The organism is Frankia sp. R43, assembly GCF_001306465.1.
GTDB lineage: Bacteria > Actinomycetota > Actinomycetes > Frankiales > Frankiaceae > Parafrankia > Parafrankia irregularis.
This window is the reverse complement of record NZ_LFCW01000007.1, coordinates 229,624-254,450: the sequence shown is the minus strand read 5'-3', so window position 1 is coordinate 254,450 and position 24,827 is coordinate 229,624. Positions and strand designations below refer to the sequence as shown.

General features: G+C 71.7%; 18 protein-coding genes. 7 read left to right on the top strand and 11 right to left on the bottom strand.

Annotated features, from left to right (window positions below; all coding sequences use genetic code 11):
- Positions 1-96 precede the first annotated feature (96 nt).
- Complete coding sequence (locus ACG83_RS28645; protein WP_054569362.1) at positions 97-1,317, bottom strand: ABC transporter substrate-binding protein; 1,221 nt, start codon at positions 1,315-1,317, stop codon at positions 97-99.
- Positions 1,318-2,087: 770 nt separating this feature from the next.
- Here ACG83_RS28645 and ACG83_RS28640 point away from each other — a divergent pair.
- Positions 2,088-2,522, top strand: a complete 435-nt coding sequence (locus tag ACG83_RS28640) for a PH domain-containing protein (RefSeq protein WP_232295383.1) — start codon at positions 2,088-2,090, stop codon at positions 2,520-2,522.
- A 63-nt stretch (positions 2,523-2,585) separates the two neighbouring features.
- On the opposite strand, the gene ACG83_RS28635 is transcribed toward ACG83_RS28640, so the two are convergent.
- Together ACG83_RS28635 and ACG83_RS28630 are read right to left on the bottom strand one after the other, a co-directional pair.
- The gene (locus tag ACG83_RS28635) at positions 2,586-5,051 is read right to left on the bottom strand and encodes an ABC transporter permease (RefSeq protein ID WP_054569361.1); all 2,466 of its coding nucleotides are present in this window, start codon (positions 5,049-5,051) and stop codon (positions 2,586-2,588) included.
- Positions 5,051-5,881, bottom strand: a complete 831-nt coding sequence (locus tag ACG83_RS28630; protein ID WP_054569360.1) for an ABC transporter ATP-binding protein — start codon at positions 5,879-5,881, stop codon at positions 5,051-5,053. The genes ACG83_RS28635 and ACG83_RS28630 overlap by 1 nt, the downstream gene beginning before the upstream one ends.
- Before the next feature lie 260 nt (positions 5,882-6,141).
- Here ACG83_RS28630 and ACG83_RS28625 point away from each other — a divergent pair, with 260 nt between their 5' ends.
- The 3 genes from ACG83_RS28625 (at position 6,142) to ACG83_RS28615 (ending at position 9,485) form a co-directional block, all read left to right on the top strand.
- Complete coding sequence (locus tag ACG83_RS28625; RefSeq protein ID WP_235498245.1) at positions 6,142-7,653, top strand: sensor histidine kinase; 1,512 nt, start codon at positions 6,142-6,144, stop codon at positions 7,651-7,653.
- A 124-nt stretch (positions 7,654-7,777) separates the two neighbouring features.
- Entirely contained in the window at positions 7,778-8,449 is a 672-nt protein-coding gene (locus tag ACG83_RS28620) for a response regulator transcription factor (protein WP_054569359.1), read from the top strand.
- Positions 8,450-8,618: 169 nt separating this feature from the next.
- Entirely contained in the window at positions 8,619-9,485 is an 867-nt protein-coding gene (locus ACG83_RS28615) for an acyl-CoA thioesterase II (RefSeq protein WP_054569358.1), read from the top strand.
- Between the two features lie 93 nt (positions 9,486-9,578).
- Here ACG83_RS28615 and ACG83_RS28610 read toward each other — a convergent pair whose 3' ends face one another.
- A complete protein-coding gene (locus ACG83_RS28610) occupies positions 9,579-11,279 on the bottom strand; it encodes a tetratricopeptide repeat protein (protein ID WP_054569357.1) in 1,701 nt (566 codons plus the stop codon).
- A gap of 242 nt (positions 11,280-11,521) precedes the next feature.
- Here ACG83_RS28610 and ACG83_RS28605 point away from each other — a divergent pair, with 242 nt between their 5' ends.
- Positions 11,522-12,895: a hypothetical protein gene (locus ACG83_RS28605; RefSeq protein WP_054569356.1), complete on the top strand. Its 1,374-nt coding sequence runs from the start codon at positions 11,522-11,524 to the stop codon at positions 12,893-12,895.
- Positions 12,896-12,978: 83 nt separating this feature from the next.
- Positions 12,979-14,079: a transporter substrate-binding domain-containing protein gene (locus ACG83_RS28600; RefSeq protein ID WP_054569355.1), complete on the top strand. Its 1,101-nt coding sequence runs from the start codon at positions 12,979-12,981 to the stop codon at positions 14,077-14,079.
- 37 nt (positions 14,080-14,116) lie between these two features.
- On the opposite strand, the gene ACG83_RS28595 is transcribed toward ACG83_RS28600, so the two are convergent.
- The 5 genes from ACG83_RS28595 to ACG83_RS28575 all read right to left on the bottom strand — a co-directional run bounded on the left by ACG83_RS28595 (position 14,117) and on the right by ACG83_RS28575 (position 19,977).
- Positions 14,117-15,436, bottom strand: coding sequence for a VWA domain-containing protein (locus ACG83_RS28595; protein WP_054569354.1), 1,320 nt, complete (start codon positions 15,434-15,436; stop codon positions 14,117-14,119).
- 42 nt (positions 15,437-15,478) lie between these two features.
- The gene (locus ACG83_RS28590; RefSeq protein ID WP_054569353.1) at positions 15,479-17,707 is read right to left on the bottom strand and encodes a serine/threonine protein kinase; all 2,229 of its coding nucleotides are present in this window, start codon (positions 17,705-17,707) and stop codon (positions 15,479-15,481) included.
- 113 nt (positions 17,708-17,820) lie between these two features.
- Positions 17,821-18,429 carry an FHA domain-containing protein gene (locus ACG83_RS28585; protein ID WP_054569352.1) on the bottom strand — a complete coding sequence of 203 codons (609 nt, stop codon included), beginning with the start codon at positions 18,427-18,429 and terminating at the stop codon, positions 17,821-17,823.
- The gene (locus tag ACG83_RS28580; RefSeq protein WP_054569351.1) at positions 18,429-19,028 is read right to left on the bottom strand and encodes a hypothetical protein; all 600 of its coding nucleotides are present in this window, start codon (positions 19,026-19,028) and stop codon (positions 18,429-18,431) included. The genes ACG83_RS28585 and ACG83_RS28580 overlap by 1 nt, the downstream gene beginning before the upstream one ends.
- Before the next feature lie 175 nt (positions 19,029-19,203).
- Positions 19,204-19,977: an IS5/IS1182 family transposase gene (locus tag ACG83_RS28575; protein WP_054564425.1), complete on the bottom strand. Its 774-nt coding sequence runs from the start codon at positions 19,975-19,977 to the stop codon at positions 19,204-19,206.
- A gap of 346 nt (positions 19,978-20,323) precedes the next feature.
- Here ACG83_RS28575 and ACG83_RS28570 point away from each other — a divergent pair, with 346 nt between their 5' ends.
- Positions 20,324-21,238, top strand: coding sequence for a TIGR03564 family F420-dependent LLM class oxidoreductase (locus tag ACG83_RS28570; RefSeq protein WP_054569350.1), 915 nt, complete (start codon positions 20,324-20,326; stop codon positions 21,236-21,238).
- Between the two features lie 52 nt (positions 21,239-21,290).
- On the opposite strand, the gene purU is transcribed toward ACG83_RS28570, so the two are convergent.
- The gene (gene purU, locus ACG83_RS28565) at positions 21,291-22,163 is read right to left on the bottom strand and encodes a formyltetrahydrofolate deformylase (RefSeq protein ID WP_054569349.1); all 873 of its coding nucleotides are present in this window, start codon (positions 22,161-22,163) and stop codon (positions 21,291-21,293) included.
- On the bottom strand, positions 22,160-24,505 hold the full coding sequence (locus tag ACG83_RS28560; protein ID WP_054569348.1) for an FdhF/YdeP family oxidoreductase: 2,346 nt from the start codon (positions 24,503-24,505) through the stop codon (positions 22,160-22,162). Before ACG83_RS28560 ends, purU begins: the two co-directional genes overlap by 4 nt.
- Positions 24,506-24,827: the final 322 nt, after the last annotated feature.

The window sequence follows — 24,827 nt, the reverse complement described above, 5'->3', positions numbered from 1 at the left end:
CGCCCAACCCGGGTTCAGGGAAGGAGCCCACGGCGAATCCGTTCTGGGTGAACATCGGTCCGCCGGTCCGTCGACGGCGCTGATCAGTGACCCTGATCAGGGGCTGATCGCGCTGCCACACAGATCCGGCTCGACCACCAGGAACCCGTTGCCGGCCGCGTTGGCCTGCACGAAGGAGTAGCACGTGGTCGGCCGGAGCGCGTCGGTGCGGAAGCTGATCGGGCTGATCAGGCCGCCGGCGTCGTAGCTGTTCACCGCGCGCAGCCGCCCGATGAAGCCCTGGCGGTTCGGGCAGGCCCCGGCCAGGCGCAGGCCCTCCAGGTAGATGTCGGTGGCGATGTAGGCGAGTACCGAGGCGTCGTTCTCGGGATGGGTGACCTGCGGTGCGTACCGCGTCATCGCGTCGAGGTAGGCCTCGGTCGCCGGGCCGCCGAGCTCCAACGGCCGGTAAACCAGCGGCATGGTGATTCCCGCCGCCTGCGCCCCGAAGTTCTGCAGCAGCTCCCGGCCGTAGCCGTTGGTCGAAAGAACCACCTTCGGCGCGCGACCGGCCTGCCGCAGCAGGTTGAGGACGCCGATGAGATTCTCCGGGGAAATGAGGCTGATAATCGTGTCGGCCTTTGCCGAGACGACTCTTTTGGCAACCGCGGTCGGCGTGTCCACACCCGAGGTGAAGTTGACGATGTCGACCACGCGTACGCCGGCGGCCTTCATACTGGCCTCGTATTTCTGCCCGGTCTCGGTCATGCCCGCCGACAGTGCGGGCTGCAGGATCACCGCACGGGTACCGCCCTGGGAACTCACAAAGCGTCCCTGTGTGTCGACGGCCGCGCCGGTCACATAGGTGAAGGCGAACATGTTCGGCATCGTCGACCAGACCGGCTCGTTGGCCAGCCCGGTCACGGGAACTCCCTGGCCGGCCAGGTAGGCCGCGCTCGCCGAGGCCGCCACCGACAGCTCGACCAGCCCGAAGACCTGCTGGCGCTCGACGAGCTCGCGGGCACCGAGATCGTTTCCGGTTGCCGAGCCCTTGTCGTCGCGCCACTGGTAGACGACCTTGCGGCCGTTCACGCCCCCGGCCGCGTTCACCGCGCCGAGGCGGGCCTCGACCCCGGCCAGCGAGTTCGTGAAGCCTTCCGCGGCCGGCCCCGAGTCCGGGACCAGTACGCCGAGGCTGATCTGGTCGTCGGTCACACCGGGCGCGGTGCAGCCGACGGCCGCGCTTGCCTCGGGCGACGTGCATCCGGCGAGCAGGCTCGCCGTGCCGAGGATGACCGCGGAGAGTGCAGCGCACAGCGTCCGACGGCGGGAGAGCATCAGGCCCCCTGGCTGGTGGTCTCGAAAGAAAAGTGGGATCGGGTCGTGTCGCCGTACGTCAGGCGCGCCGTAAACCTGGCATCCCGATCACCTGTGAGCTCTCCCCCTGGAGTGGAGTTCGCGGCTGTGATCCATCCACCGAACTCCGCAGGCTGAACACTTTCGCGGCAACAATACCAAGATCGACTACCCCGGTGAGCGCGGGTTGCCGTCGTTGGGAAATGTGTTCTCGCCATGGTTTCGAGCTGTCGATTTCGTCGACGGAAATTTTCCTTCGATTCACCGTCGAGCCACCTGGCGGAGCTACCCCCGGGCCGCCCGGCGGTGGGGGTGCGCTATCCGCCGGGCCGCGGTATCTCACCGTGGGGCCTCGGGGGCCCGTTACCCGCGGGTGGCTGACTCCAAACCGCCGAGCCGACGGAGATGAGTGATCATCGCCGGCTTCGGTGGTGATGTCAATGTCGCTGTCCCGACATTGTCGCTGCCGGGTCGGCGGGGCCGCGGTTCAATGCCGGTTCCAATGGCGGGCTGGCAGCTCGGACGAATGTTCCGGAGCGCGATTCGTTTCACGCCGACCCGGCCATGTGCCGGCTTCGCCCGCGGTCCTTGGAGTCGGATCTCCTTCGGGGTGGTCAGCGGCGCCCGAAATGTGCGATCATGTGGCAAAGTGTGGAGACGGGGGCGAGCTCTGCGTGCGTAATTACCGATTTCTGGCGGCGAATGAGCAGGCAATTGTCCGGATTAGACTGCACTGGGTGGTTCTAGCTCGGGTGGTACTCGAGACGGTCGCGGTCCTCGTGGGCGTCGTGGCACTCAACATCTACGCGGCGGCCCATGGCCGGGGCGGCGGCATCCTGATCACGCTGTTGTGGTGGGGTGCGCTCGCCGCGGTCCTGCGGTTGCTGTGGCGCATGCTCACCTGGTACTGCACGATCCTGCTTGTCACGAACTCGCGGTTTGTCAAGGTGTCCGGCATCATTTCCCTCAAGGTGCAGAGCATTCCGATGTCGAAGATCACGGACCTCTCCTACACCCTCGATCCCAACGGCCGGGTGCTCGGCTATGGCACGTTCGCCCTGGAGACCGAGGGCGACCACAAGAGCGAGCTGGAGAAGCTTGAGTACGTGCCCCAGCCCGACCAGTTCTACCTGCTGTTCTGCAACAGCATTTTCGGGGGCGCACCGGAGCCCACCACCGGCGACTAGCCGCGGTCGATCAGCCGCGGCAGGCGTCGGCGGCGGGCTCCGGAGGGTTATTCGGAGCGCGGGCTATTCGGAGCGCAGGGCCGTCGCGGTCCTGCTTCCCGCCGCCCACCCGGCGGGTGCCAGCGCTCCCGCGACGGCGATGACGAGGCCGCCGGCGAGCAGGCCCAGCTGTTCCGGCAGCCGCAGGACGTCGAGATAGCGGGCCGGGACGCTGGTGCCGCCGGTGGCACCCATCCTGGGCACGACGAAGTGGTGCAGGGCGATCCCGGTGGGTACGCCGACGAACCCGGCCAGCAGCCCGATGCCGGCGACCGAGGTCACGATCACCACCATGGTCTGGCGCGGCGTCATGCCGAGCGCCTTGAGGATGCCGAAGTCCCGCACCCGGCGTCGGACGTCCAGCACGACCGTGTCGAGGACGCCGAGCACCGCCACGGCGGCGATCATCAGGGTCAGCATCGTGATCAGCGATTTCATGATGATGATCGTGCTGCCGGGCGCGGGTTCGTTCGTCTGGCCCATCGCGCCGGCGGCCTCGAGGTCCGGCCGCAGCCGCGCCAGGTACTGCACGGCGTCCGTGCCGGGCCTGAGATCGACGTCGAACCTGCTCGGGGCCAGGCCGAGCCCGAGGCTCGCGAGCGAGCCCATGTCGGTCCTCAGATCGATGGTGTCGGCATGAAGGTCGAAGAACTCGCCGACGATCCGCAGCGTGACCGTGCGCCCGCCGCCGTCGAGGGTGACCGTTCCTCCGACCTCGGTGTTCGCCGCGCGCAGGAACCGGGTGTCGACGACGGCCTCGCCGGGTCCGCCGAACCACCTGCCGGAGATCATCGGAAGGCTCGCCCAGGAGGCGTCGCCGTCGTAGGCGGTGACCTGAAGCGGGCCGGCGATCGCCGGCGCGGACAGTTCGGTCTCGGCGGTTCCGTAGAAGCGCTCCGTGCCCGGCGCGGCGGAGATCGCCGCTGCCGCCGCCCGTGGGTCCGGCTCCTGTGCCGGACCGCCGCCGCCGACCGGGCTGCCGCCGCCCGCCCCGCCGGCCGGGCCCGCCTGGTTCCCCGGCTTCCCGCGGGTCTCGACGGCCGCGACGCCGTCACCCGCGGCCAGCATGCCCCCCATGTCGATCAGGACGTCGCCGCGGCCATCCGCGCCGTTGTCCTCGGTGAGCGTGGTGAGCGTGGCGCCGAGGCCGACGGCGAACGTCGCTCCGACCACACCGAGGCACACCGCGGCCGCGAGCACCGCCGAGCGGGCGGGGTGCGCGAACGGGGCCGCGAGTCCGAGGGCGATCGGGCGGGGCAGCGGAAGCCGGCCGGTCAACCGCTGCGCCAGCTGGCCGCGGCCGGCACGCGGCGCCCGGCCGACCGCGATCGCGTCCATCGCGCGCAGCCGGCCCGCCCGCGCCGAGGCGAGCAGCGCGGCGAGGCCGACGAGGAGGAGGACCCAGCCGGCGACGGCGATGTCGACCCAGGGCGCAATGGTCTGCGCCCCCACCTGGTAGGCCGAAGCCTGCTGGTGGAGGATCGGGACCGCCGCGAGGTTGCCCAGCAGCAGTCCGAGTCCCGTGCCGACCGCGCTCGGTACCAGAGCCTGGCCGACGTAGGCCCGCACGACCTGGACGGGCGTGAAGCCGAGTGCCTTGAGCACTCCGATCCGCCAGGTCGAGGCGCCCACCGCCCCGCTGACCACGATGCCGATGATCAGTGCGGACATCGCGAGCGCCAGCAGCCCGAAGGCGGCGACGAACGGGACGTAGACCGTGGTGTCCGCAAGCGCGCTCCTGCGGACGGGCAGATAGGACTGCGAGCCGGTCATCGTGCCGGCCGGCAGCGCCGCGCTGATCGCGTCCCGCCCGGCCTGGACCTCGGCTTCGGTGGCGGCCGCGGTGAGCCGGTAGAGCATCTGGTAACCCGCCGACTCCGGTGCCTGCGCCAGGGCCGTGAGCTGATCCGGCGTGACCCAGCCGGACGCGCTGTGCGTCATGGATCGGCCCCGGCCGACAACCGTGAGAACCGGAGCACCCGGCAGATCGGCGAACGTGAGCTTCAGTCCTGTCAACGGCGGCAGCGAGGCCCCGGCGTCGAGCACGATCTCACCCGGCCCGGTCGGCCAACGGCCGTCGACCAGGATCACCTTGTCGACCTGGCCGGTCGCGTCCGCCGCCGAGCGGCCGACCAACGTCAGCAGCGGCAGCTGTCCGTCCGGAATGTTCAGGCTGCCGCCGTCGGGCAGGGTGACCGCGGTGGGGCGGGTGGACAGCGTGCGGAACGGCCCGGCCGCGGCCGCGACGCCTGGAAGAGAACGGGTCGCGGCCAGCGTGTCGGTATGGACGGCACCGGCGTCGAACCGCGCGGTCAGGTGCGCCCCGGCCTGCCGGGCGAACGCGCGGTCGAAGGGCGCCCGGGAAGCGACGAGCAGGCCTGCCGCGAGGACTGACGCGCTCACGGCGGTGACCACGGTCAGCACCATCACCGCGGTCTGCACCCGCCGGCGCGCCACCCCGGAGCGCACCACCCGCCCGACGGCCGCCATCAGGCGCCCACCGCGGCGTCGCGCACTGCGGTGTCGCGCACTGCGGTGTCGCGCACTGCGGTGTCGCGCACTGCGGTGTCGCGCACTGCGGTGTCGCGCACTGCGGCACCGCCCACCGCGGCGTCGCGCACGATCGCGCCGTCCACCAGCTCGATGACACGGGTCGCGGTCGCCTCGGCGAGCCGGACGTCGTGCGTGACGAGCACGACGGTCAGCCCTTCCCGGTTGAGCTCGGCGAGCAGCGCCGTCACCTCCTCGCCCGCGGCGGTGTCGAGCGCCCCGGTCGGCTCGTCCGCGAGCAGCAGCGCCGGGCGGTTGACCAGCGCGCGGGCGACCGCGACCCGCTGCCGCTGCCCACCGGACAACCGGCCGGGGTAGGCCGCCGCGTACCGGTCGATGCGCAGGTGGCGGAGCAGGCCCACGGCACGATCCCGGGCCTGCGCGCGGGGCACCCCGGCGAGCTGGGCCGGCAGCAGGACGTTGTCCAGCACGGTGAGGTCGTCGAGCAGGTTGAAGAACTGGAAGACCATGCCGACGCGGCCACGGCGGAACTTCGCCGACGCCGTCTCACTCATCTGGTCGACCCGGCGTCCGTCCACTGTGACGGCGCCCGAACTCGGCCGGTCGAGCCCGGCGATCAGGTTGAGCAGGGTTGACTTGCCGCTGCCCGACGGGCCGAGGACGGCGAGCGCCTCGCCGGGGCTCACCCGCAGCGACAGGCTGGCGAGCGCGGGCGCTCCGGAGTCGTACTTCTTGGTCACCTCCCGCAGCTCGATCACCGGTGGTGCTCCTGCGGCGGGCTCCTCGGTGAGGGGCTCGGTGCTGGTCACGGACGGGGTTCCTCCTCGGTTACAGAGCCGGCGCATCGGGCCGCGGGGCGGCCGGTGGCGCCCGCAGTCGCGTCAACGTGGTCGGGTCAACGCGGACGGTAGGCCCGGAGCGCGACTCGGCACGTCGCCCGCGGGGGCGAGGTCTGCTACCGCTTCCGACTGATCGACCGGCAGGTCATCCTGGGGATGTACGCCGTCGATGTAGCCGGCTGACCGCTGAGGTTGATGTGCCGGCTGTTCCGCCTTGCGACACTGGTCCGGTGACGCGCCCCAGCCTCGGTGACCGCTGGCGGCGGCTCAGGCCCCGCGTCGACGGCCCGGCCGGCGGGCTGTCGGCCTGGGCCTGGGCGGCCGACGTGATCCTGGCAGTGGTGCTCGCGGCGGCGACGATGATCGCGACCTGGCAGTCGTCCGGTGATTTCAGCGTCCGGGTGCCCGTGTCGACCGGCGCCGGCGAGCACTCGCAGGCGCAGGGCCAGCGGAACCCGGTGGAACCGTCTGACCCGGTCGAACAACCAGAACAGCGCGGACAACCAGAACAGCGCGGACAGCGCGGACAGCCGGAACGGCCAGAACAGCCGGAACGTCCGGACCCACCGGACCCACCGGACCCGCTGGTCCGGCAGGGCTGGCCGGGGATCGCGCCGGTGGGGCCGTTCGAGTACGCCCAGCAGGTACCCGGGCGTGCCCCGGTCTGGCAGCTCGTCCTCGCCGGGCTGAGCGCGTTGCCGCTGCTCGCCCGCAGGTGGCGTCCACTCGCCGCCTACGCGGCGGTGCTCGTCCCGGCGCTGCTGGTCCACGTGCGTGCCACCGGCGACGACACGACCGTGTTCACCTTCATCTCGGTCCTCATCGCGGCCTACAGCGCGGCGATGTACAGCCCGCACCGACGAGCCGCGGTCGCGTGCGTCCTGGTCGGCGCGGCGGTGGTCGCCGTGCGCCACGAGCACAACGTGCCGGAGATCTCCTCCGCCTACCTGCCGTTCCTGCTGCTGATCCCGATCGGGCTGGCGGCTAACGCCATCCACGGGCAGACGCAGCGGATCCGGCGCCTCGAGGCCGAGCAGGCCACGGCGAGCCGGCGCGCGGTCGACCAGGAGCGGGCCCGGATCGCCCGGGAGCTGCACGACGTGGTCACGCACAACGTCAGCGTGATGGTCATCCAGGCCGGGGCCGCCCGCAAGGTGCTCGACCTCGCCCCCGACCGGGCTCGCGAGGCGCTGCTCTCGGTGGAGGCGGGTGGGCGGGCCGCGATGTCGGAGCTGCGGCACGTGATGGGCCTGCTGACGATGACGATGCCGCTGGCGGAGACGACGGCGGAGACGACCGCGGCGGCGGCGATGGCGGAACCGGCGGATCGGGCCGAGGCCGGGCTGGAGCCGCAGCCGGGTCTCGGCCAGCTCGGCGGGCTCGTCGCCCGGGTCGGTGACGCCGGCGTCGCGGTCGAGGTGCGCACCGAAGGGACGCCGTCGGCGCTGTCCACCGGGGCGGACCTGACGGCCTACCGGGTGGTGCAGGAGGCCATGACGAACACCATGAAGCATGCCGCCGGGGCACGCATCCAGGTTCGCCTCGGGTACGAGCCCGACCGGCTCCGGATCGACGTCACCGACTCGGGTGGCACGCCCACCGCGGCGGCGTCCGCCGGCAGCGGTGCGGGGCTGATCGGCCTGCGGGAGCGGCTCGCCGTGTACGGCGGCACGCTGGAGGCCGGGGAGCGGCCCACCGGTGGGTACCGTGTCACCGCCGTCATCCCGGTGCCCGCGCCGTGACACCCTCGTCAGGTATGAGGTCGGTGTTTGTCAGGACGGAAGCGGCACCGTGACCGGCGCGGCAGAGGCAGCGGCAGGGGTAGGGGTAGCGGCAGCCGCAGAGGCAGCGTCGCCGCCGCTGCGGGTGGTGATCGTCGACGATCAGGCGCTGGTGCGCGCCGGTTTCGGGATGATCCTGGCCGCCGACGGAATCGAGGTCGTCGCCGAGGCTGCCAACGGCGTCCAGGCGGTGGAGGCGGTGCGACGGACCTGCCCGGACGTCGTGCTCATGGACATCCGCATGCCCGAGATGGACGGGCTGGAGGCCACCCGGCGCATCCTCGGCGGTGCCGCGGCGACCGGCGCGCCTCGGGTGATCATCCTGACGACGTTCGACCTCGACCGGTACGTCTACGCGGCGCTGGCCGCCGGCGCCAGCGGATTCCTGCTCAAGGACGTCAGCCCGGAGCAGCTTGTCGGGGCGGTGCGACTGGTCCGGCTCGGGGATGCGCTGCTGGCGCCGGCGATCACCCGGCGCCTCGTCGAACGGTTCGCCCGCGCCGACCGCGGCACCGCCCTGCACCGTGACCTCTCCACCCTGACCCCGCGGGAGCTCGAGGTGCTCCAGCTGCTGGCATCCGGTCTGAGCAACGCGGAGCTCGCGGCGCGACTGAGCCTGAGCGAGGCGACGGTGAAGACCCACGTCGCGCGGATCATGGCCAAGCTCGGGCTTCGGGACCGCGCGCAGGCGGTTGTCGTCGCCTACGAGACCGGGCTGGTCACGCCGGGCGCCGGAGTCGGTGGCGAGCTGGGCTGAGCCGCGGCGCGTTGCGATCAGCGGGCCGCGGCGATCCGGCTGCGCGGGCCGCGGCGAGCTGGGATGAGCGGGCCGCGGTGGGTACGGCGTAGCCTCCAACCGTGGCCCTGATCCTTTCGTTTCGGCTGGTAGCCGTGCAGGCGTTGCCCACTCTGGTGCCGGCGGGCGGGTGGCGGTGACCGCGCAGCGGCCCGAGTTCGCGGACCTGCTGTCGCTGGAGACCATCGATCGCGACATCTTCCGTGGCTCATGCCATGACGGCGCACCGATGCGCGCCTTCGGCGGGCAGGTCGCGGCGCAGGCCCAGATCGCCGCGGGCCGGACGGTGGAGCCCGACCGGTGGATGCACTCCCTGCACGGCTATTTCCTGCGGCCGGGGCGCACCGATGCGCCGATCCTGTACCTCGTCGAACGCATCCGGGACGGCCGGTCGTTCTCCACCCGCCGCGTGAGCGCGGTCCAGAACGGCGAGACCATCTTCTCGATGTCGGCGTCGTTCCAACGGCCGCGTGACACCGCCGAGGAGCACCAGCTGAAGGCACCGGACGTCCCGTTGCCGGAGACGCTGCGCCGCTGGTGGGGGCCGATCGACGAGGCCCCCGAGTACCGGCCGTTCCTGCTGATCGACGTCCGTTCGATCCCGAGCGGCGCCGAGGGCGCCGCGCACCGGCCGGCGTTCGATCCCGCGCTCACGGCTGCCGACGGGATGCCGCGCCAGAACGTCTGGGTACGGGTCGACCAGCCGCTGCCGGACGACCCGCTGCTGCATGCCTGCGCGCTGACCTACCTGTCCGACCTGACCCTGGCGAGCACCGCGAGCCTGCCCTACGGCGCCGGGCCGGGCCGCCTCGACGTGGTCTCCCTCGACCACGCGATGTGGTTCCACCGGCCCTTCCGCGCCGACGACTGGCTGCTGTTCGCGCAGGACAGCCCCAGTGTCGGCGGCGCGCGCGGGCTTTCCCGGGGCACCTTCTTCACCCGGGACGGCCAGCTCGTCGCCTCCGCCATCCAGGAAGCCGGCCTGCTCCGACGCTGACCGGGCGGCCGCTGGCCGGGCTGTCGCTGACCGTGCGGCCGGCGTCGGGTGGCCGCCGATCGGGCGGTGGCGGCGGCGCGAGGCCCGATCAGCTCACGGAGCAGGCGCGGCGGCCTGCTCTGGCGCGGCGGCCTGGTCCTGGTGGATCCACCACTGCAGCGCCGCCGCGGTGCGCAGAACGTCGGGGTGGCCGGCGCCGAGGAGCCGGCAGCGGTCGGCCCAGACGTTCTCGCCGATCGTGCGGGCCTCCTGGTAGCGGCCGAGCCGGCCCAGGTAGACGGCGAGGTTGAAGGCCGCGGCGAGGGTGTCGGCGTGGTCGGGGCCGAGCGTGCCGCGCCGCAGCCTGAGGGTTTCCTCGCCGAGATCGCGGGCGTGCTCGTGCTCGTCGAGGGCGCTCAGCACGACCGCGAGGTTGAAGGCCGTGGTGAGGGTCCCGGCATCGGCGGGGCCGAGGATGGCGCGGCGCCGGGCGAAGGTGTCCAGGTAGAGGTCGCGGGCACCGCGATGGTCGCCGAGCGCGGCGAGGTCGGCGGCGAGGTTGTGGGCCGTGGCGAGGGTGTCGCGATGGTCGGGTCCGAGGACGCGCAGGCGCCGGGCGAGCGTGTCCTCGTCGAGGGTGCGGGCGGCCTCGTGGTCGCCGACGTCGCTCAGCTCGCTGGCGTCGCTGTGCGCCGCGGCGAGGACTTCCGGATGGTCGTCGTGCCGGGTCCGCTGCTGGCTGGTGCGGGTGCCGCCGGGCTGGCTGGTGCGGGGGCCGCGGGGCTCGGGGTGCCGTCGCGGCCCGCCGTGCGTGACGATGGTCCGCTGGCCGGCGGTGTCCGTGGCCGTTCCGCCGGGGACGCCGGATCCGGCGGTGGCCCGGACGGCGTCGTCGAGGTGCAGCGGGTGCCCGACACGGGTGAGCCAGCCCGGGCCGAAGGCCTCGGCTCCGGCCCGGGCGAGGGCCAGGGAGAACTCGGCGGCGCTGGCGTAGCGGTCGGCCGGGGACCTCGCCAGCGTCCGCATGATCACCGTGGCGACGGGGGCGGGCACGTCGTCCAGCGGCGGTGGGGGGTCCTTGCGCTTCTGATAGCGCAGCAGGCCCCACTCCTTTGACCCGTCGTAGGGGGCGCGGCCCGCGAGCGCCTGGTAGAGCACGGTGGCCAGCGCGTACAGGTCGGTCGCCGGGCTCAGTCGGTCGCCGTTGAACTGCTCGGGCGCCATGTACGCCGGGGTGCCGGCGAGCCCGCTGGCCGCGGCGCCCGATCCGTCGAAGAGCTTCGCGATCCCGAAGTCGCCGACCTTCGGCGTTCCGTCCGCGGCGAACAGGATGTTGTCGGGCTTGATGTCGCGGTGCAGCAGGCCCTGGGCCTGGCCGCCCGGCCGGTGGATGTAGGCCAGCGCCGCGGCCACCGCGAGGCCGACCGCGCAGACCTGCGTCGGCCCGAAGCCGACCTGTCGCTGGGTCAGCGTGCCGCCGGGCAGCAGCTCCATCACCACGAGGCACAGGTCGTCGGTCCGCCTCGCGTCGTGGACCCGCACCACATGAGGATGGTCGAGCTGACCGAGCAGCTTGGCCTCGTCGGTGGTGTTGCCGCGCAGGGTCTTGGCCGGCAGCACCTTGACCGCCACCGGCCGGTCCATCTCGCGGTGCTGCGCGGCCAGCACGGCCCCGAACGTTCCCGAGCCGAGATGCTCACCGAGGACGTAGTCCGGCAGCGCTCGGGCGACCTGCTCCCGGTCGTAGATCACCGCACACCACCGTGACCGCGCCGCCGCCCGGCCCGCCGCGCTGCCCACCGGCCCGTCGGCCACATGATCGTTCCTCCGTCGTCACACTGGCGATCCGCGATCTCCAGCCAGGGATATGCCAGACGTACCACGGGTCCCGGAGGGGAACACCGCCGACTGCGCGGATCACCGAAATCTTCGCAGGCTCTCCTGGCCGTTGTCAGGACGGCATCCAGCGGACAGATGTCTGCGAACACGGCCTATTTCGGTGGCGGTGCGGACCAGACGCATCGCGGAGAATATATTCCCGGATTGTGGCCAGTTCTGTGCAGCGCGTGGCACTCGCCGGGGCGGCGGCCAGCCCTGTGGTCTCCCGGTGGAGCCGAGCCGACACACCGATCCGGCTCCGCGGAACCGCCCTTTTCGTCGTCGGCTGGCTGCTCGTCGCCGGGACCGCGATGATCTTCGCGGCGTCCGTGCGCGGCGACGCGCTGGCCGACGCCAGGAACCGGGCCGGTGAGGTCGTCATCGAGGCCCAGCTCGTCCGCAGCAAGGTGTCGAGCGCCGACGCGGCCGCGGCCGCGTCGGTGTTCGCGCACGTGGCGCAGACGGACCCCGTTCACGACACGCCAGAGGAGAAACGGGCCGCGTACGGCACCGCGGCCGACCGTTCCACGACCAACGGTGACATCACGGCGGCCGCGGCTGGCGTGGTTGAGATGCGGCAGCTCGGTGTCGAGGGCTGCCCCACCGGCGGCCCGTCGGTCAGGGGGGAGTGCGCCGACACCCTGCTGAAAACGCTGGGCGAGCTGATCCCACAGTACGTAGGCCTGGTGAACACCGCCCAGGCCTACGTACGGACGGGAAGCTCGACCGCGGAGGCGTATCTCCGCAGGGCCTCCGACCTGGCTCGGCAGGAGATCATCCCGCGGGTCGACAGCCTGATCGGGATCGCGGGGAACGAGGTCGACGCGGACTTCCGCACCGCGACCGACGGCCGTGTCGACCTGCTTCTCGTCGTGTTGGTCGCCGGCGGCGGGACGGTGCTGCTTGGGCTGCAGGTCTATTACTCCCGACGCAGCCGCCGGGTTTTCGAGATCCGGCTGGTAGCCGCGACCGGGTGTGTGCTGGCGGCGGCCAGCCTGTTCGGTGCCAGTGCTCTGCTCCAGGAATCCAGGGCGAGCAGCAGTGTGAACGAAGGGTACGTCCCGATGACGACACTGTCGCAGGCACGGGTCTTCGCCTCGCAGGCCCGCGCCGACGAGAATCTGGCGGTGCTGTCGCTGGGCGTCAACGATGATTCCGAAGACGACTGGGACAACTCGCTCGCCGACCTCAGCGAGGCCATGACCGTCGAGGAGTTGCCGGCGGAGACCGTCAGCCAGATCAGGAGCAACATCGCGCGCTGGCAGCGGAATCATGATGAGGTCACCAGAGCTCTCTCCGGAACCGGCACGGAGTTCCTGAGAGCGGCGCGGCTGACCGTCGGCGAGGGCGCGACGGCCTTCGCGGATCTCGACAACAGTTTCGAGACCGCGGTCAGCGCCAGCACCGGGAGATTCCAGGCGCATATGGCTGCCGCCAAATCGCCGGTGCCGACGGCCCTGGGCTGGGCCGCCGGCTGCATGCTGTTCCTCGCGGCGATCCTCGTCCACATGGGGATGCGGCACCGCCTGCAGACCTACCGGTTCCAGCGGTGAACACCACTGGCGCTCCGACCCCTGCCCCGGCTCCACCCCGGGGCCGATGGGCACGTGGTGGCGGTCGCTCCCGCCGTCGGTGGGTGTCCGCGCTGGTGGTCGTCGTGGCCGCCGCCGTGCTCGGTGCCTGCGGGACGACCGGTGCGAGATTCCCGGCGGCGATTGAGCCACGGCCCGCCGCCACCACCACCAGGACAGCCGATATCACGGTTACGGGCACGGGCACGGGCACGGGCAGCGGCGGATCCGGCGCGGCGAAACCCTGCGCGGACGGGCACCCCGTTCGCTGGAGCCCGGCTCCGCCGGCGTCGATGCCCTCGCCCGGAGCCTTCCGCCCCGGCTCGATCATGGACGATATCTGGCGAAAGGGCGACCTGACCGTCGCGATCGTCACCGACGCTCCGCCCGCGGGCTCGATGAACTGGACGGAGCCCACGCTGGAGGGCTTCGACGTCGACATCGCCGGCGCCATCGCCACCGCCCTGTTCGGTAGCGGGGGAAAAAGCAAGATCCGGTTCCGCGCGGTGACGACGAAGGACCGTGCCGGGCTCCTGGCGGACCCGAACTCAGGCGTGGATATCGTCGTCGCGACCTACACGATCACCTGCGAACGGAAGGAAAAGGAGAACATCCTGTTCTCCGGGGTGTACTTCGAGTCGCGCTTCGCCCTGCTGGTTCCCGCGAAGGCTGGCTTCACGACGCTTCGCGACTTCGCGGGCTACACGGTCTGCTCGACCGAGGGCGCGACCTCTGTGCAGAAGCTCGAGGACGCGGCCCGCAGTGCGTTGGCCCCGGGCGACCCGCCGCTGACAATCACCCTGCGCCCCCGCGCCGCCGACTGCCTCGTCGCGGTGCAGCAGGGCGAGGCGGACGGGGTCGCGACCGACGACATCATCCTCGCCGGAATGAAGGCACGGGACCAGTATGTGGATCTGCCCCCCGGCGGCGTCACCGCCGCGGGCGACGACCTGGCCGAGCCTTACGGCGTCGCGCTGCATCGCAGCCATCTCGATGACCGGAACGCGAACAAGTTGCGCGATGAGGAGTTCGTCCGGTTCGTCAACGGCGTCCTGCGGGACATGATGACCAGCGGGGCGTGGACGGCGAGCTACCAGACCTGGTTGAAGCCCACGGAAGAGATCGTCACCCCGCTGGCCCAGAACCCCGCCTGGCCGGAGGGGTGACCTTCCCGCCTGTGCGTGGCCGTCAGTCGACGGGTGTTCAGCCGATGGGTACGGTCCAGCGCGAACGCAGCTCGTTGATGTTGAGGTTGTGCGCGCTCACGTCCTCGCGGATCCGCACCCTGCCGGCGGCGGCGTCGATGACGGTGAGCAGCCCACGTTCCAGCTGCTCGATCCTCTTCTGCTCGCCCGCCTCGTACGCGAGCTGGACCGCGCGGCCGAGGTGCTCGGCGGCCAGCGCCAGGTCGTGCTCGCTGTACGCGGCGACTCCGCGGCGAACGGCCTCGCCGTACCCCACCAGCCCCGCGTACCTGGCAACCTCCCGGTTCACCACCGAGTAGCTGGCGGCGTCCTCGGTCCACAGCGCGAAGATCTCGCCACTGGTGTCCGTGGCCGTGTTCGTGGCCGTGGCGCTCGTACCGCCGGACCTCGGCCCGACGTGGACGATCGTGACGCATCCGGCCAGGCTTGCGTCGCCGCCGCCGTCGTCATCGCCCGGGTCCTGCAGGCCGCCGATGCCGATCTGGTAGTCCCGCTGCTCGTTGCCCCAGTCGCCGATGGGGAAGTCGAACGTCTGGGGGTCGTCGGGATCCGGCACCCCGGTCAGGGCCTGGATGGTCGGTGCGACCTGCTTGACGTACCGGATGTGGGCGCCGAGGGGAACCCAGACCTGCAGCCGTACCGCGCTGGCCGCCCGGTCCGCCGCCGCCGTGACCAGGTCGCGGAAGTCGCGCTGCAGGTCGCCGCCGGTGGGCGTGTCCAGGGACGTGCCCTGGAGCCGATCGGAGATCAACAGCAGGTCCTCGGCCTTCCAGTCGACTCCGATGCCCCGGCAGTCGCAGCGGAAATGACCTTCGCTGTGGCTGACCGTCGCCTCGAGCTCCTCCCGGGGGGACTCGTTGTAGCCGTCGGTGAGCAGGACCGCCTGCCGGATCGTCGCTTCCGGGTGCTGGTCGAACACCTCCCGGGCCCGGGTCAGCCAGGTGTCCATCGCCGTCCCGCCCTGGGACCTGAGCCGGCGGATGGCCGACCTCGCCGCCTCGCGGGTCTCCGGGTCGGCCCTGGCCAGGCCGGTGGGCGGGAAGACGGCCTCGGCCTGGTGATTGCCCGCGATGACGGCGAAGAGGGTGCCGGCGGGGAGGGCCTCGACCGCCGCCCGGGCCGCCGCCTTCGCGGCGATCTGCCGGTCGGGCACGGCTCCCATGGAGCTCGAGACGTCGATGATCAGCACGATGGCCCGCTGCCCTGGGATGGCCGCGGCCCCGTCCGTGCGGGCCCGCACGGTCACGATGGCGTCGATCTCGGTCTCACCCGACGGCAGGAACTGGTTCTGGGCGACGGCGACCTCGAAGGTGATCAAGTTGGTCCTTCCTTGCGTGCAGGTCTGCGCACCGCGCAGGTCTCAGTACCAGGTCCAGCGGCGGATCCGGTTCGCCTCGTCGACGAGCCGAACCCGGGTGCGGCGGTCCTCGGTGTGGCTGGCCAGCTCCAGCAGCGTCTTCTCCACCGCCAGGCGCAGACTGTCCGGATCACAGGGGTGGCCGAGAACGGTGCCCGTCGCCGGGAGGGCGCCCGCGGCCAGCAGGGCACTCGCGACTCGGAAGATCCTCAGCCGCAGGCCGAGCCGCCGGGGCGCGGTCATCTCCCGCTCGCCGTTGCGGAGCAGCCGGCAGGCCCGGTCCAGGCGTTCCTCCGCCAGCTCCATCGACCGGTCGCGTGGGGTCGAGGTGTCCAGCTCGGCGGTGAGCGAGGTGACGAGTGACTCGACCATGCGGGCGCGGGCCTCGGGATGGAAACGCGACGTCTCCGGCACCCGGGCGTACGCGGCGATCCGGTCGGTGGGCTTCGACCGGCAGCGGGCCAGCCCGAAGGCGGCACCGATCGCCGACCGATCCGCGACGGAGACGACGTCGTAGTACTCGGCCGCGCGGTCGTGGTCGCCGGCACGTTCGTAGGTGACGGCCAGCGCCAGCCGGGGCGCGAGCTCCCCGGGAACAGCGGAGAAGACCCGGTCGAACGGTTCCGCGGCGTCCGCGGGCTTCCCCTCGGCGAGGGCCACCAGACCTCGGTACCAGTCCACCCGCCAGCCGGCCGGCCGCGACGGGTCGTTCAGGCCGCCCCGGGCGCCACCGTCCCGGGCGACCTCCTCGAGCAGGTCGCGGGCCTTGCCCGGCCGACCGGCGTCGAGCTCGAAACGCACCCGCCGCAGCTGTACCTCCGCCGTCATCGGCGTGAGCTCCGCCAGCATCCGGGCGATGGTGGACGGATCACCGTCGGCCGGGATCGCGGCGAGCGCCGCGGCGGCCGGGTCATCCGGATCGACCTGCGGGCTGGGGAGGATGGCGTCCGGTGGGGGGTCGTCATCCTCGCCGGTCAGGTAGGGCATCGGGGTGAACCGGCGGCTCAGCGGCGGCGGCAGGGCGCGATCGATCTTCCGCCGGGAGCCCTGCCTGGCGAGGATCTCGTGGGTGACGCCGAGCACCTCGTGCTCCAGCTCGGCGATGTCGGTGAACCGGGCGGCCGGATCCTGCTCGGTGGCTCGCAGCAGCAGCCGGTGCAGCGACTCGTGGTCGCGGAACACCTGGTGCTCGTCGCGGGCCGGGAGGCTGTGCCGATGCTCGCCGGTCAGGCCCCAGCCCGTGCCGAGGAGAAGAACGGCGAGGGTCCGCCCGACGGCGTAGATGTCCGAGGCGACCGACGGGTACGCCCGCGGCGCGGAACCGGTGCCGCCCGAGGCGTGTGCGTCGTCGATCTCGGGTGCGCGGAAGCCCGGCGTGCTCAGATAGGGCGAGACCAGGTCGTCGGCCCGGCGTGCTCCGCCCAGGTCGATCAGCGTGATGGCGTCCGACCTGACCATGACGTTCTCGGGTTTCAGGTCGCAGTAGACCAGGCCGCGTTCATGCAGGTAGCGCAGCGCGGGTAACAGCTGCTGCACGTGACGTGTCGCGTCGGCCGGGTCCAGCCGGCCGTTCTGGTCCCGTCGCATTTTCTCCAGGGAATCGCCGCGGACGTAGTCCATCACGATGTATTCCGCGCCGTTGTGCGTGACGAAATCGCGGATACGGACGATGTCGGGGTGCTCCACGGCGGTGAGGAACACGCGCTCGCGTTCCGCGGCTATTCGCGCCTGGGTGTCCCCGGTGTCGAGCAGGCCCTTGAGGACCACCCAGATACCGGACCGCTCGTCCTTCGCCGCGTAGATCCAGCCCTGGCCGCCGCGGGCCATCCGGCCGAGGATCCGATAACGGCCCTCCACGAGGTCGTCGGTGCGCAGCGCCAGTGTCGTCGGAGCCGGGGAAAGGGGATGCCCGCAGCCGGGGCAGCGGCCGTCGGCGACCGCGGCGGCGCCGAGACTGTGGCCGCATCCCTCGCATCGCCAGTCATCCGGCGGAACCCGTTCGTCCGAGATGACCGGCGGTGGGCCGGAGGCCGAGTCGTTCGCCACCGACGGCGGCCGGGTCCGGTCGATCGGGGCTTCCCACCGATCGTGGGGCGGTGGCCGGTCGCCTCTGGTTTCGCGCTGCCGCTCCGGCGGGTGCCCGCAGACGGTGCAACGCCCACGCGGCCCGATGATCCCCTTGCCGTTGCAGCGCGGCCGGACGCAGGCGACGCCGGATGGCTCGTTGCTCATGGCCGAGGTCCCCCGGACATCGCCAACCCCCGAAATCGTTTCGACCTGGTGCGGAGAGTCATAGCAGAGGAGGTCCTTCCTGAACCACCCAGGGCGCGGCGGCTCGCGCGGTGTCAGGCGCGGGTGGGGCGTTCGCTGCCCTCCGGGCTCGGCGGGGCCGGCGGATCCCAGCTGTGGCGGACGGTCACCCTGGTCCAGGAACCGAGGAAGAACTGGTCACCGTCGCGCAGCCAGACGGACTCCTCCCGGCCCAGCCTCGGGTGGCCGGGCTGCAGCCGGATGCCGTTGAGAGAGCCGAGGTCATGCAGCAGGTACCGCCCGTCGTACTGGAGGTCGAGCTGTGCGTGGGACGCCGACATGCCCGGGTCCGGCGGGGGCTTCACGAGATCGACCCCCTGGGTGCGAAAACGCGATGACGGGCGCGAGCCCAGCACGACGACCGCGGCCCGCAGCGGCGCGATGTGGATCGGTGGCGGGGGAGTGGGAAAGACCGGATCCTGCCTGAGCGAGTCGTAGTACCCGCGATCGGCCTCGATGTGCAGCTCCCAGCGCCTTCTGCGGAAAGGAACCAGCCGGGGCGGCTGCGGCGGGCGCGGGGGCCGGGGCGGGTTGCCGGTGGCGAACTCGAACCGGCAGCCGAGGCAGAACGGCTCCTCCTGCTGGCGCGTGGTGCCGCAGACCGGGCAGCGCGGATGGCGCAGTGTCGCGGGCGCGTCGGGCATCAGCGCGCCCCGGGACCGGCGGGCGCATCCGGTGCGTCCGGGCCGTGCCGGTTCACGGCCGCGACGTACTCCGCGACCAGCCGGGCAGCCGGGCCCAGGTCGACCGGTGGCCGACCCAGTGCCTCCTGCGCCGCGGCATGCAGCCGGAACAGCTCCGGTTCCTCGGCGACGCCGAGCTGGCCCGCCTTGACCTGGAAGCCCTCCAGGCGGTGGCGCAGCTCGCTCATGAGCGCGGTCGACTCCCGGATGACCCTGTCGTTGGTGTCGACCATGGTCTGCACGATCTCGCGAGTGCTCTCGGCCCGCAGCCGCCAGGCGGCGATGCCGGCGGCGACGTCCCTCTCGTCGCGGCCGGCCTCTCGCGCGGCCCGCAGGTCATCCAGCCAGGGCCGCAGGCCGGACGGGCCGTCGAGGCACTCGGTGTCGGCGAGCTCGACCAGACCGGGTGCGGCGACGAACTGGCCCTCGGCCTGTGCCGCGAGCGCGGAACCGCTGCGCGCGAGATACTCGATGTCGGCCATTGTCCTGGTGAGCGCGCCCAGGTCGTCAGCGCCCAGGTCGTCGGCGGGCAGCTCGTCGCCGGTGCGTCCATGGAACATCGACAATCCCCCCGTCTCCGCCCGCGATTGCTTTGTGTGGAAAGCCGTTTTCGGTATCACGGCGTACCCCGCGCTGACGTCCGGATCATACTTTGGGTGAACTGCCCCCGGGCGCGCCTCCTGTGGAGCGATGTGGGCGCACCGTGTACATAGAGCCTTTTCAAAGTCGATTTTCCTAAAGGCCCTCACTGGAGAGGACGAGGACGGCCTGGGCGAAGATGCCGACGCGGCGTGGGCAGCCGCGGAAACGGTCGAATATGTGCCAGTTCTTGAGGACCGCGAATCCTCGTTCGCCTTGCGAGCGGGTGGTGGCGTGGGTCCAGTTGGTCTCTTTGTCGCGGTCGGGGAGTTCCCTGTTCTTGGGTTTCTTGACCGGGACGAGGAGGCGGTCACCCTCGCCGCCGACGTAGCCCTTGTCCGCGTAGAGGTAGAGCCCCGAGCGGTCGATCAGATGGAGGACGTCGTGCATCCGGGCCGCGGTGAGGTCGTGGACGGAGCCGGGAAGTCCTTCGGAGATCCAGAGCAGCCGACCGTAGGGGTCGGTGAGGCCCTGCAGGTTGATGCCGTGGTACTTGTGCTTGCCCGAGTAGTACAGCTTGTTGTGCGCACGGACACGGTTGGTACGCACGACGGTGCCGTCGAGGATGAGGAAGTTGCTCTGGGTCCACGCGAAGGTCCAGACCGCGGCGAGCAGGGTCCGGCCGTGGGTGGCGAGCAGGCCGACGGCCTCGCGGATGTAGTTGTGGACGGTGCCGACGCTGACCTGGAAGCCCTCGGCGAGGTGCTCGTAGCGTTCACCCTTGCGGAGGTGGGCGAGCACCAGGAGTGCCTGCTCGCGTGGGGGCAGCTTGCGCCAGGTCCGGCGCTGGGCGCGGTCCTCGGCCAGCAGTCCCGTGAGGAAGGTCAGGGTCGACTCGGGCAGGTCGACGACACCGGGGTAGGTTAGCAACGGAAGTCCTCGGTCAAGGGCACAGTGGAGTAGGAACCCTGTGATCTACCGGGGACTTCTCTATTTACGGCATCCCTCCGCCCGCCGCCCGACCAACTATTGCCGTCGCCAGATGATGGAACGGCCCGAGCCGGTTCCCGTTCAATTCGTCAATTGGTGACCCTTAACCGCCGGGAGAATCAGACAAACCAAGATTGAAAAGGCTCATAGTGGTGCGTCGGCGGCGGTTATCGCGGCATCTTGGGTGGCTGGTGTGCTGTGTGCTGCGGGTGGCGAGACGATCGGGAACGGAACTGGAACCGGCACGGACACGACGGCGAGACGATCGGCGACGGACGGAGTCATCATGCGTATCGGTATCACCCTCACGGATTCCCGCGGACCGGGCGCGCTCACGCGGCTGCGCGACGAGCTCGCCGACGCGGCGGCGAACGGTATGCAGTCCGCGTGGTTGTCGAACATCTTCGGGCTGGACGCACTGACCGCCCTGGCGGTCGCCGGCAGCCAGGTACCCGGCATCGAGGTCGGCACGGCGGTCGTGCCGACGTTCCCGCGCCATCCGGTGGCGCTCGCGCAGCAGACGCTGACCACGGCACTCGCGGTGGGCGGGCGACTCACCCTGGGCATCGGGCTGTCGCACCGGATCGTCATCGAGGACATGCTCGGCTACAGCTTCGACCGCCCGCTGCGGCACCTCTCCGACTATCTGGACGCGCTGCTGCCGCTGCTCGACGGCGAGCCGGTCGACGTCAGGCGCGAGACGGTACGGGCCGTCGCCGGCCTCACCACGCCCCGGGTGGGCCGGGTACCGGTGCTGGTCGCGGCACTCGGGCCGAAGATGCTGCGGCTGGCCGGCGCCCGGGTCGACGGCACCGTGCTGTGGATGACCGGCGTGTCCACGGTGCGTGACCACATCGTGCCGACGCTGCAGACGGCCGCGTCCGAGGCCGGGCGGCCACCGGCCCGGGTCGTGGCGATGCTGCCGGTGGCTGTCACCGACGACACCGAAGCCGCGCGGGAGCGGGCCGCCCGTGAGTTCAAGGTGTACGGAACGCTGCCGTCCTACCGGGCCATGCTCGACCGTGAGGGGGTCACCGGCCCGGCGGACATCGCGCTGATCGGTGACGAGAAGTCGGTGCGCGCCCGGATCGAGGAGTTCGGCGATGCCGGCGTCACCGACTTCGTCGCCGCCGCGTTCTCCGGCCCGGACGCCGCCCGCACCCGTGCCCTGCTGGGCGAGCTGGCCAGCTCCGAGTCCTGACCGACGCCGAGTCCTGACCAGCTCCGAGTCCTGACCACCGAGCCGAAACGGCTCAGTGCAGGATGACGGTCTTCCCGTCGCTGAGGATGATGCGGTTCTCGGTGTGCCAGCGCACGGCGCGGGCCAGCGCCCGGGTCTCCGCCTCGCGGCCGCGGGCGGCGAGCTGGTCCGGGTCGAGGGTGTGGTCGACCCGGATGAGCTCCTGCTCGATGATCGGGCCCTCGTCGAGGTCCTCGGTCACGTAGTGGGCGGTCGCGCCGATGAACTTCACCCCGCGGGCGTAGGCCTGGTGGTAGGGCTTCGCGCCCTTGAAGCTCGGCAGCATCGAATGGTGGATGTTGATCGCCCGGCCGGCGAGGTGCCCGCACAGGCGCGGGGAGAGGATCTGCATGTAGCGGGCCAGCACGACCAGGTCGACCTGCTCGGCGCGGACGAGGTCGAGCAGGTCGGCCTCCGCCTCGGCCCTGGTGGCGGGCGTGACCGGGAGGTGCCGGAACGGGGCGTCGAAATGGCGGGCGATGCCGCCGAGATCGGGGTGGTTGGACACGACCGCGACGACGTCGAGGTTCAGCTCGCCGATCGACGTCCGGAACAGCAGGTCGTTGAGGCAGTGCGCGAACCTGCTGACCATGATGACCGTGCGGGTGCGATGCGCGGTGTCGGCCAGCCGCCAGGTCATCCCGAACCGGGCGCCCAGCGGTGCGATCCGTGCCCGCAGCTCGTCGAGGTCGAGCCGGGAACCGTCGATGTGGGCGAACTCGACCCGCAGGTAGAAGGTGCGGGTGGCGGCGCTGCCGAACTGGTGGCTCGCCACGATCGTGCACTTCTCGTGCAGCAGCAGCTCGGCGACGGCGTGCACGATGCCCGGCGTGTCCGGGCAGGACAGCAGCAGCACCCCGTGCTGGGCGCCGGCGGGCGCGGTCACGAGGCCCCCGGATCCTGCGCCGGCGCCGGGGCAGGAGCCGGCCGTGGCTGCCGTGGCTCCAGCCGGACGACCAGGGATTTCGAGGTGGGGGTGTTGCTGCGCCGCGCGGTGCTGTCCAGGGGGACCAGGACGTTGGTCTCGGGGAAGTAGGCGGCGACGCAGCCGCGGGCGGTGGGGTAGGCGACGAGGCGGAAGTCCTCGGCGCGGCGTTCGACGCCGTCCGCCCAGACACTGACGATGTCCACCCGGCCTCCGTCGGACAGCCCGGCGGCGGTGAGGTCGTCGGCGTGGACGAAGACGACCCGCCGGCCCTGGCGAACCCCGCGGTAGCGGTCGTCGAGCCCGTAGATGGTGGTGTTGTACTGGTCGTGCGAGCGGATCGTCTGCAGCAGCAGGTGACCGGGCGGTGGGCGCAGCACCTCCAGCGCGTTCACCGTCAGCACCGCACGCCCGGACGGCGTCGGGAAACGCCGGCCGTCCCGCGGCGGGTGGGGCAGCCGGAACCCGCCGGGCTCGGCCACCCGCCGCTCGTAGTCGGCGAACCCGGGGATCACGGCCGCGATGTGGCCACGGATGCGTCGGTAGTCGGCGGCCAGGCCGGCCCAGTCCACCGGCGTGGTGGGCCCGAGGGTGGCGGCGGCGAGCCCACAGACGATCGCGACCTCGGAACGCAGCGCCGGCCCGGCCGGCATGAGCGTGCCGCGGGAGGCGTGCACCTCGCCCATGGAGTCCTCGACCGTGACGAACTGCGGGCCGGCCGGTTGGACGTCCAGCTCGGTGCGGCCGAGCGTGGGCAGGATGAGGGCCTGCTCGCCGGTGACCACATGGGACCGGTTGAGCTTGGTGGAGATCTGCACGGTGAGCCGGCAGCCGCGCAGCGCCGCCTCGCTGACGGCGGTGTCGGGCGCGGCGGCCACGAAGTTGCCGCCCATCCCGACGAAGACCCCGACCCGGCCGTCGCGCATCGCGCGGATCGTGTCGACGACGTCGTAGCCGTGCCGGCGGGGCGGGGTGAACGCGAACTCGGTGCCCAGCGCGTCGAGGAAGGCGTCCGGCATCTTCTCCCAGATGCCCATGGTGCGGTCGCCCTGCACGTTGCTGTGCCCGCGCACCGGGCACACCCCGGCGCCGGGCCGGCCGATGTTGCCGCGCAGCAGCAGGAAGTTGACGACCTCGCGGATGGTGGCGACCGAGTTCGCGTGCTGGGTCAGGCCCATCGCCCAGCACACGACGATCCTGTCGGCGGCCAGCACCCGGCGGGTCAGCTCGTCGATCTCGGCGTCGGTCAGGCCCGTGGCCGCCCGTACCTCGTCGTCGGACAGGGTGCGCAGGTGCGCCGCGAAGGCCTCGAAACCGGTGGTGTGCTCGCGGAGGAAGTCGTGGTCGAGCACGGTGCCCGGGTTCGCGTCCTCCGCGTCCAGCAGGCGGCGGGACACCGCCTGGAACAGGGCCAGGTCGCCGTTCAGCCGGATCTGCAGGAACTGGTCGGCGAGGGTGGTGCCACGGCCGAGGACGCCGGTGGGCCGCTGCGGGTTGCGGAAGCGCAGCAGCGACGGCTCCGGCAGCGGGTTCACCGCGACGATGCTGCCGCCGTTCCGTTTGACCTTCTCCAGCGAGGTCAGCATCCGCGGATGGTTCGTCCCGGGGTTCTGCCCGACGACGAGCACCAGGTCGGCGCTTTCCAGGTCGTCGAGGGTGACGCTGCCCTTCCCGATCCCGATCGTCTCGACGAGGGCGGCCCCGGACGACTCGTGGCACATGTTCGAGCAGTCCGGCAGGTTGTTCGTCCCGAACGCGCGGACGAACAGCTGGTAGGCGAACGCGGCCTCGTTGCTGGTCCGACCGGAGGTGTAGAAGGCGGCCTCGTCCGGGCTCGTCAGCCCGGTCAGCTCGGCGGCGATGATCCCGAACGCCTCGTCCCAGCCGATCGGCTGGTAGTGGTCGCTACCGGCCGGCCGGAACATCGGCTCGGTCAGCCGGCCCTGCTGGCCCAGCCAGTAACCCGACCGGCCGGCGAGATCCGCCAGCGAGTGGGTGGCGAAGAACTCCGGCGTCAGCCGCCGCAGCGTCGCCTCCTCGGCCACCGCCTTCGCGCCGTTCTCGCAGAACTCGGCCAGGTGGCGGTGCTCGTGGTCCGGGTCCGGCCAGGCGCAGCCCGGGCAGTCGAAGCCGGACGTCTGGTTGAGCAGCCGCAGCGTGGTCACCGTCCGCCGGACGCCCATCTGGCTCCAGGCCTGCCCCAGCGCGTGGGAGACCGCGGGCAGCCCCGCGGCCGAGGCCGCCGGGCCACGTACGGACAGCTGCTCGTCGCCCGGATCCGCACTCACCGGTCCGCGTGCCACGGTGGCCCACCTCCACAAGGTCTTCGGAGCGGGACCGAACCCGGCCCGGCTGATACCCGTCGCTTGGCGAGCCGTGACATCGTACGAGACCCGCGCGCGCGGACCCGGGTGCCGCGAGGCGCACCGAACGTATTCATTGCTGACCGGTTCCGGTCCGCGCTGGCCCTTGCGCGAGGCGCAGTGCCCAGATCTGGACACTGCGGGTTGGATGGAATGCGCGCTCTGTGGGTGGGTGGGTGCCCTGCGACGTGACGTGGTGCGGTGCGGCGTGGTGCGGCGCGGTGCGGTGCGGCGTGGTGCGGTGCGGCCGTCGGACGGTGGC

Bases quoted from the DNA above. Each gene is read 5' to 3' on its own strand.
- ACG83_RS28645 (WP_054569362.1), bottom strand. From the start codon at position 1,317: ATGCTCTCCCGCCGTCGGACGCTGTGCGCTGCACTCTCCGCGGTCATC.
- ACG83_RS28635 (WP_054569361.1), bottom strand. From the start codon at position 5,051: ATGGCGGCCGTCGGGCGGGTGGTGCGCTCCGGGGTGGCGCGCCGGCGG.
- ACG83_RS28590 (WP_054569353.1), bottom strand. From the start codon at position 17,707: ATGAGCAACGAGCCATCCGGCGTCGCCTGCGTCCGGCCGCGCTGCAAC.
- ACG83_RS28585 (WP_054569352.1), bottom strand. From the start codon at position 18,429: ATGCCCGACGCGCCCGCGACACTGCGCCATCCGCGCTGCCCGGTCTGC.
- ACG83_RS28580 (WP_054569351.1), bottom strand. From the start codon at position 19,028: ATGTTCCATGGACGCACCGGCGACGAGCTGCCCGCCGACGACCTGGGC.
- ACG83_RS28570 (WP_054569350.1), top strand. From the start codon at position 20,324: ATGCGTATCGGTATCACCCTCACGGATTCCCGCGGACCGGGCGCGCTC.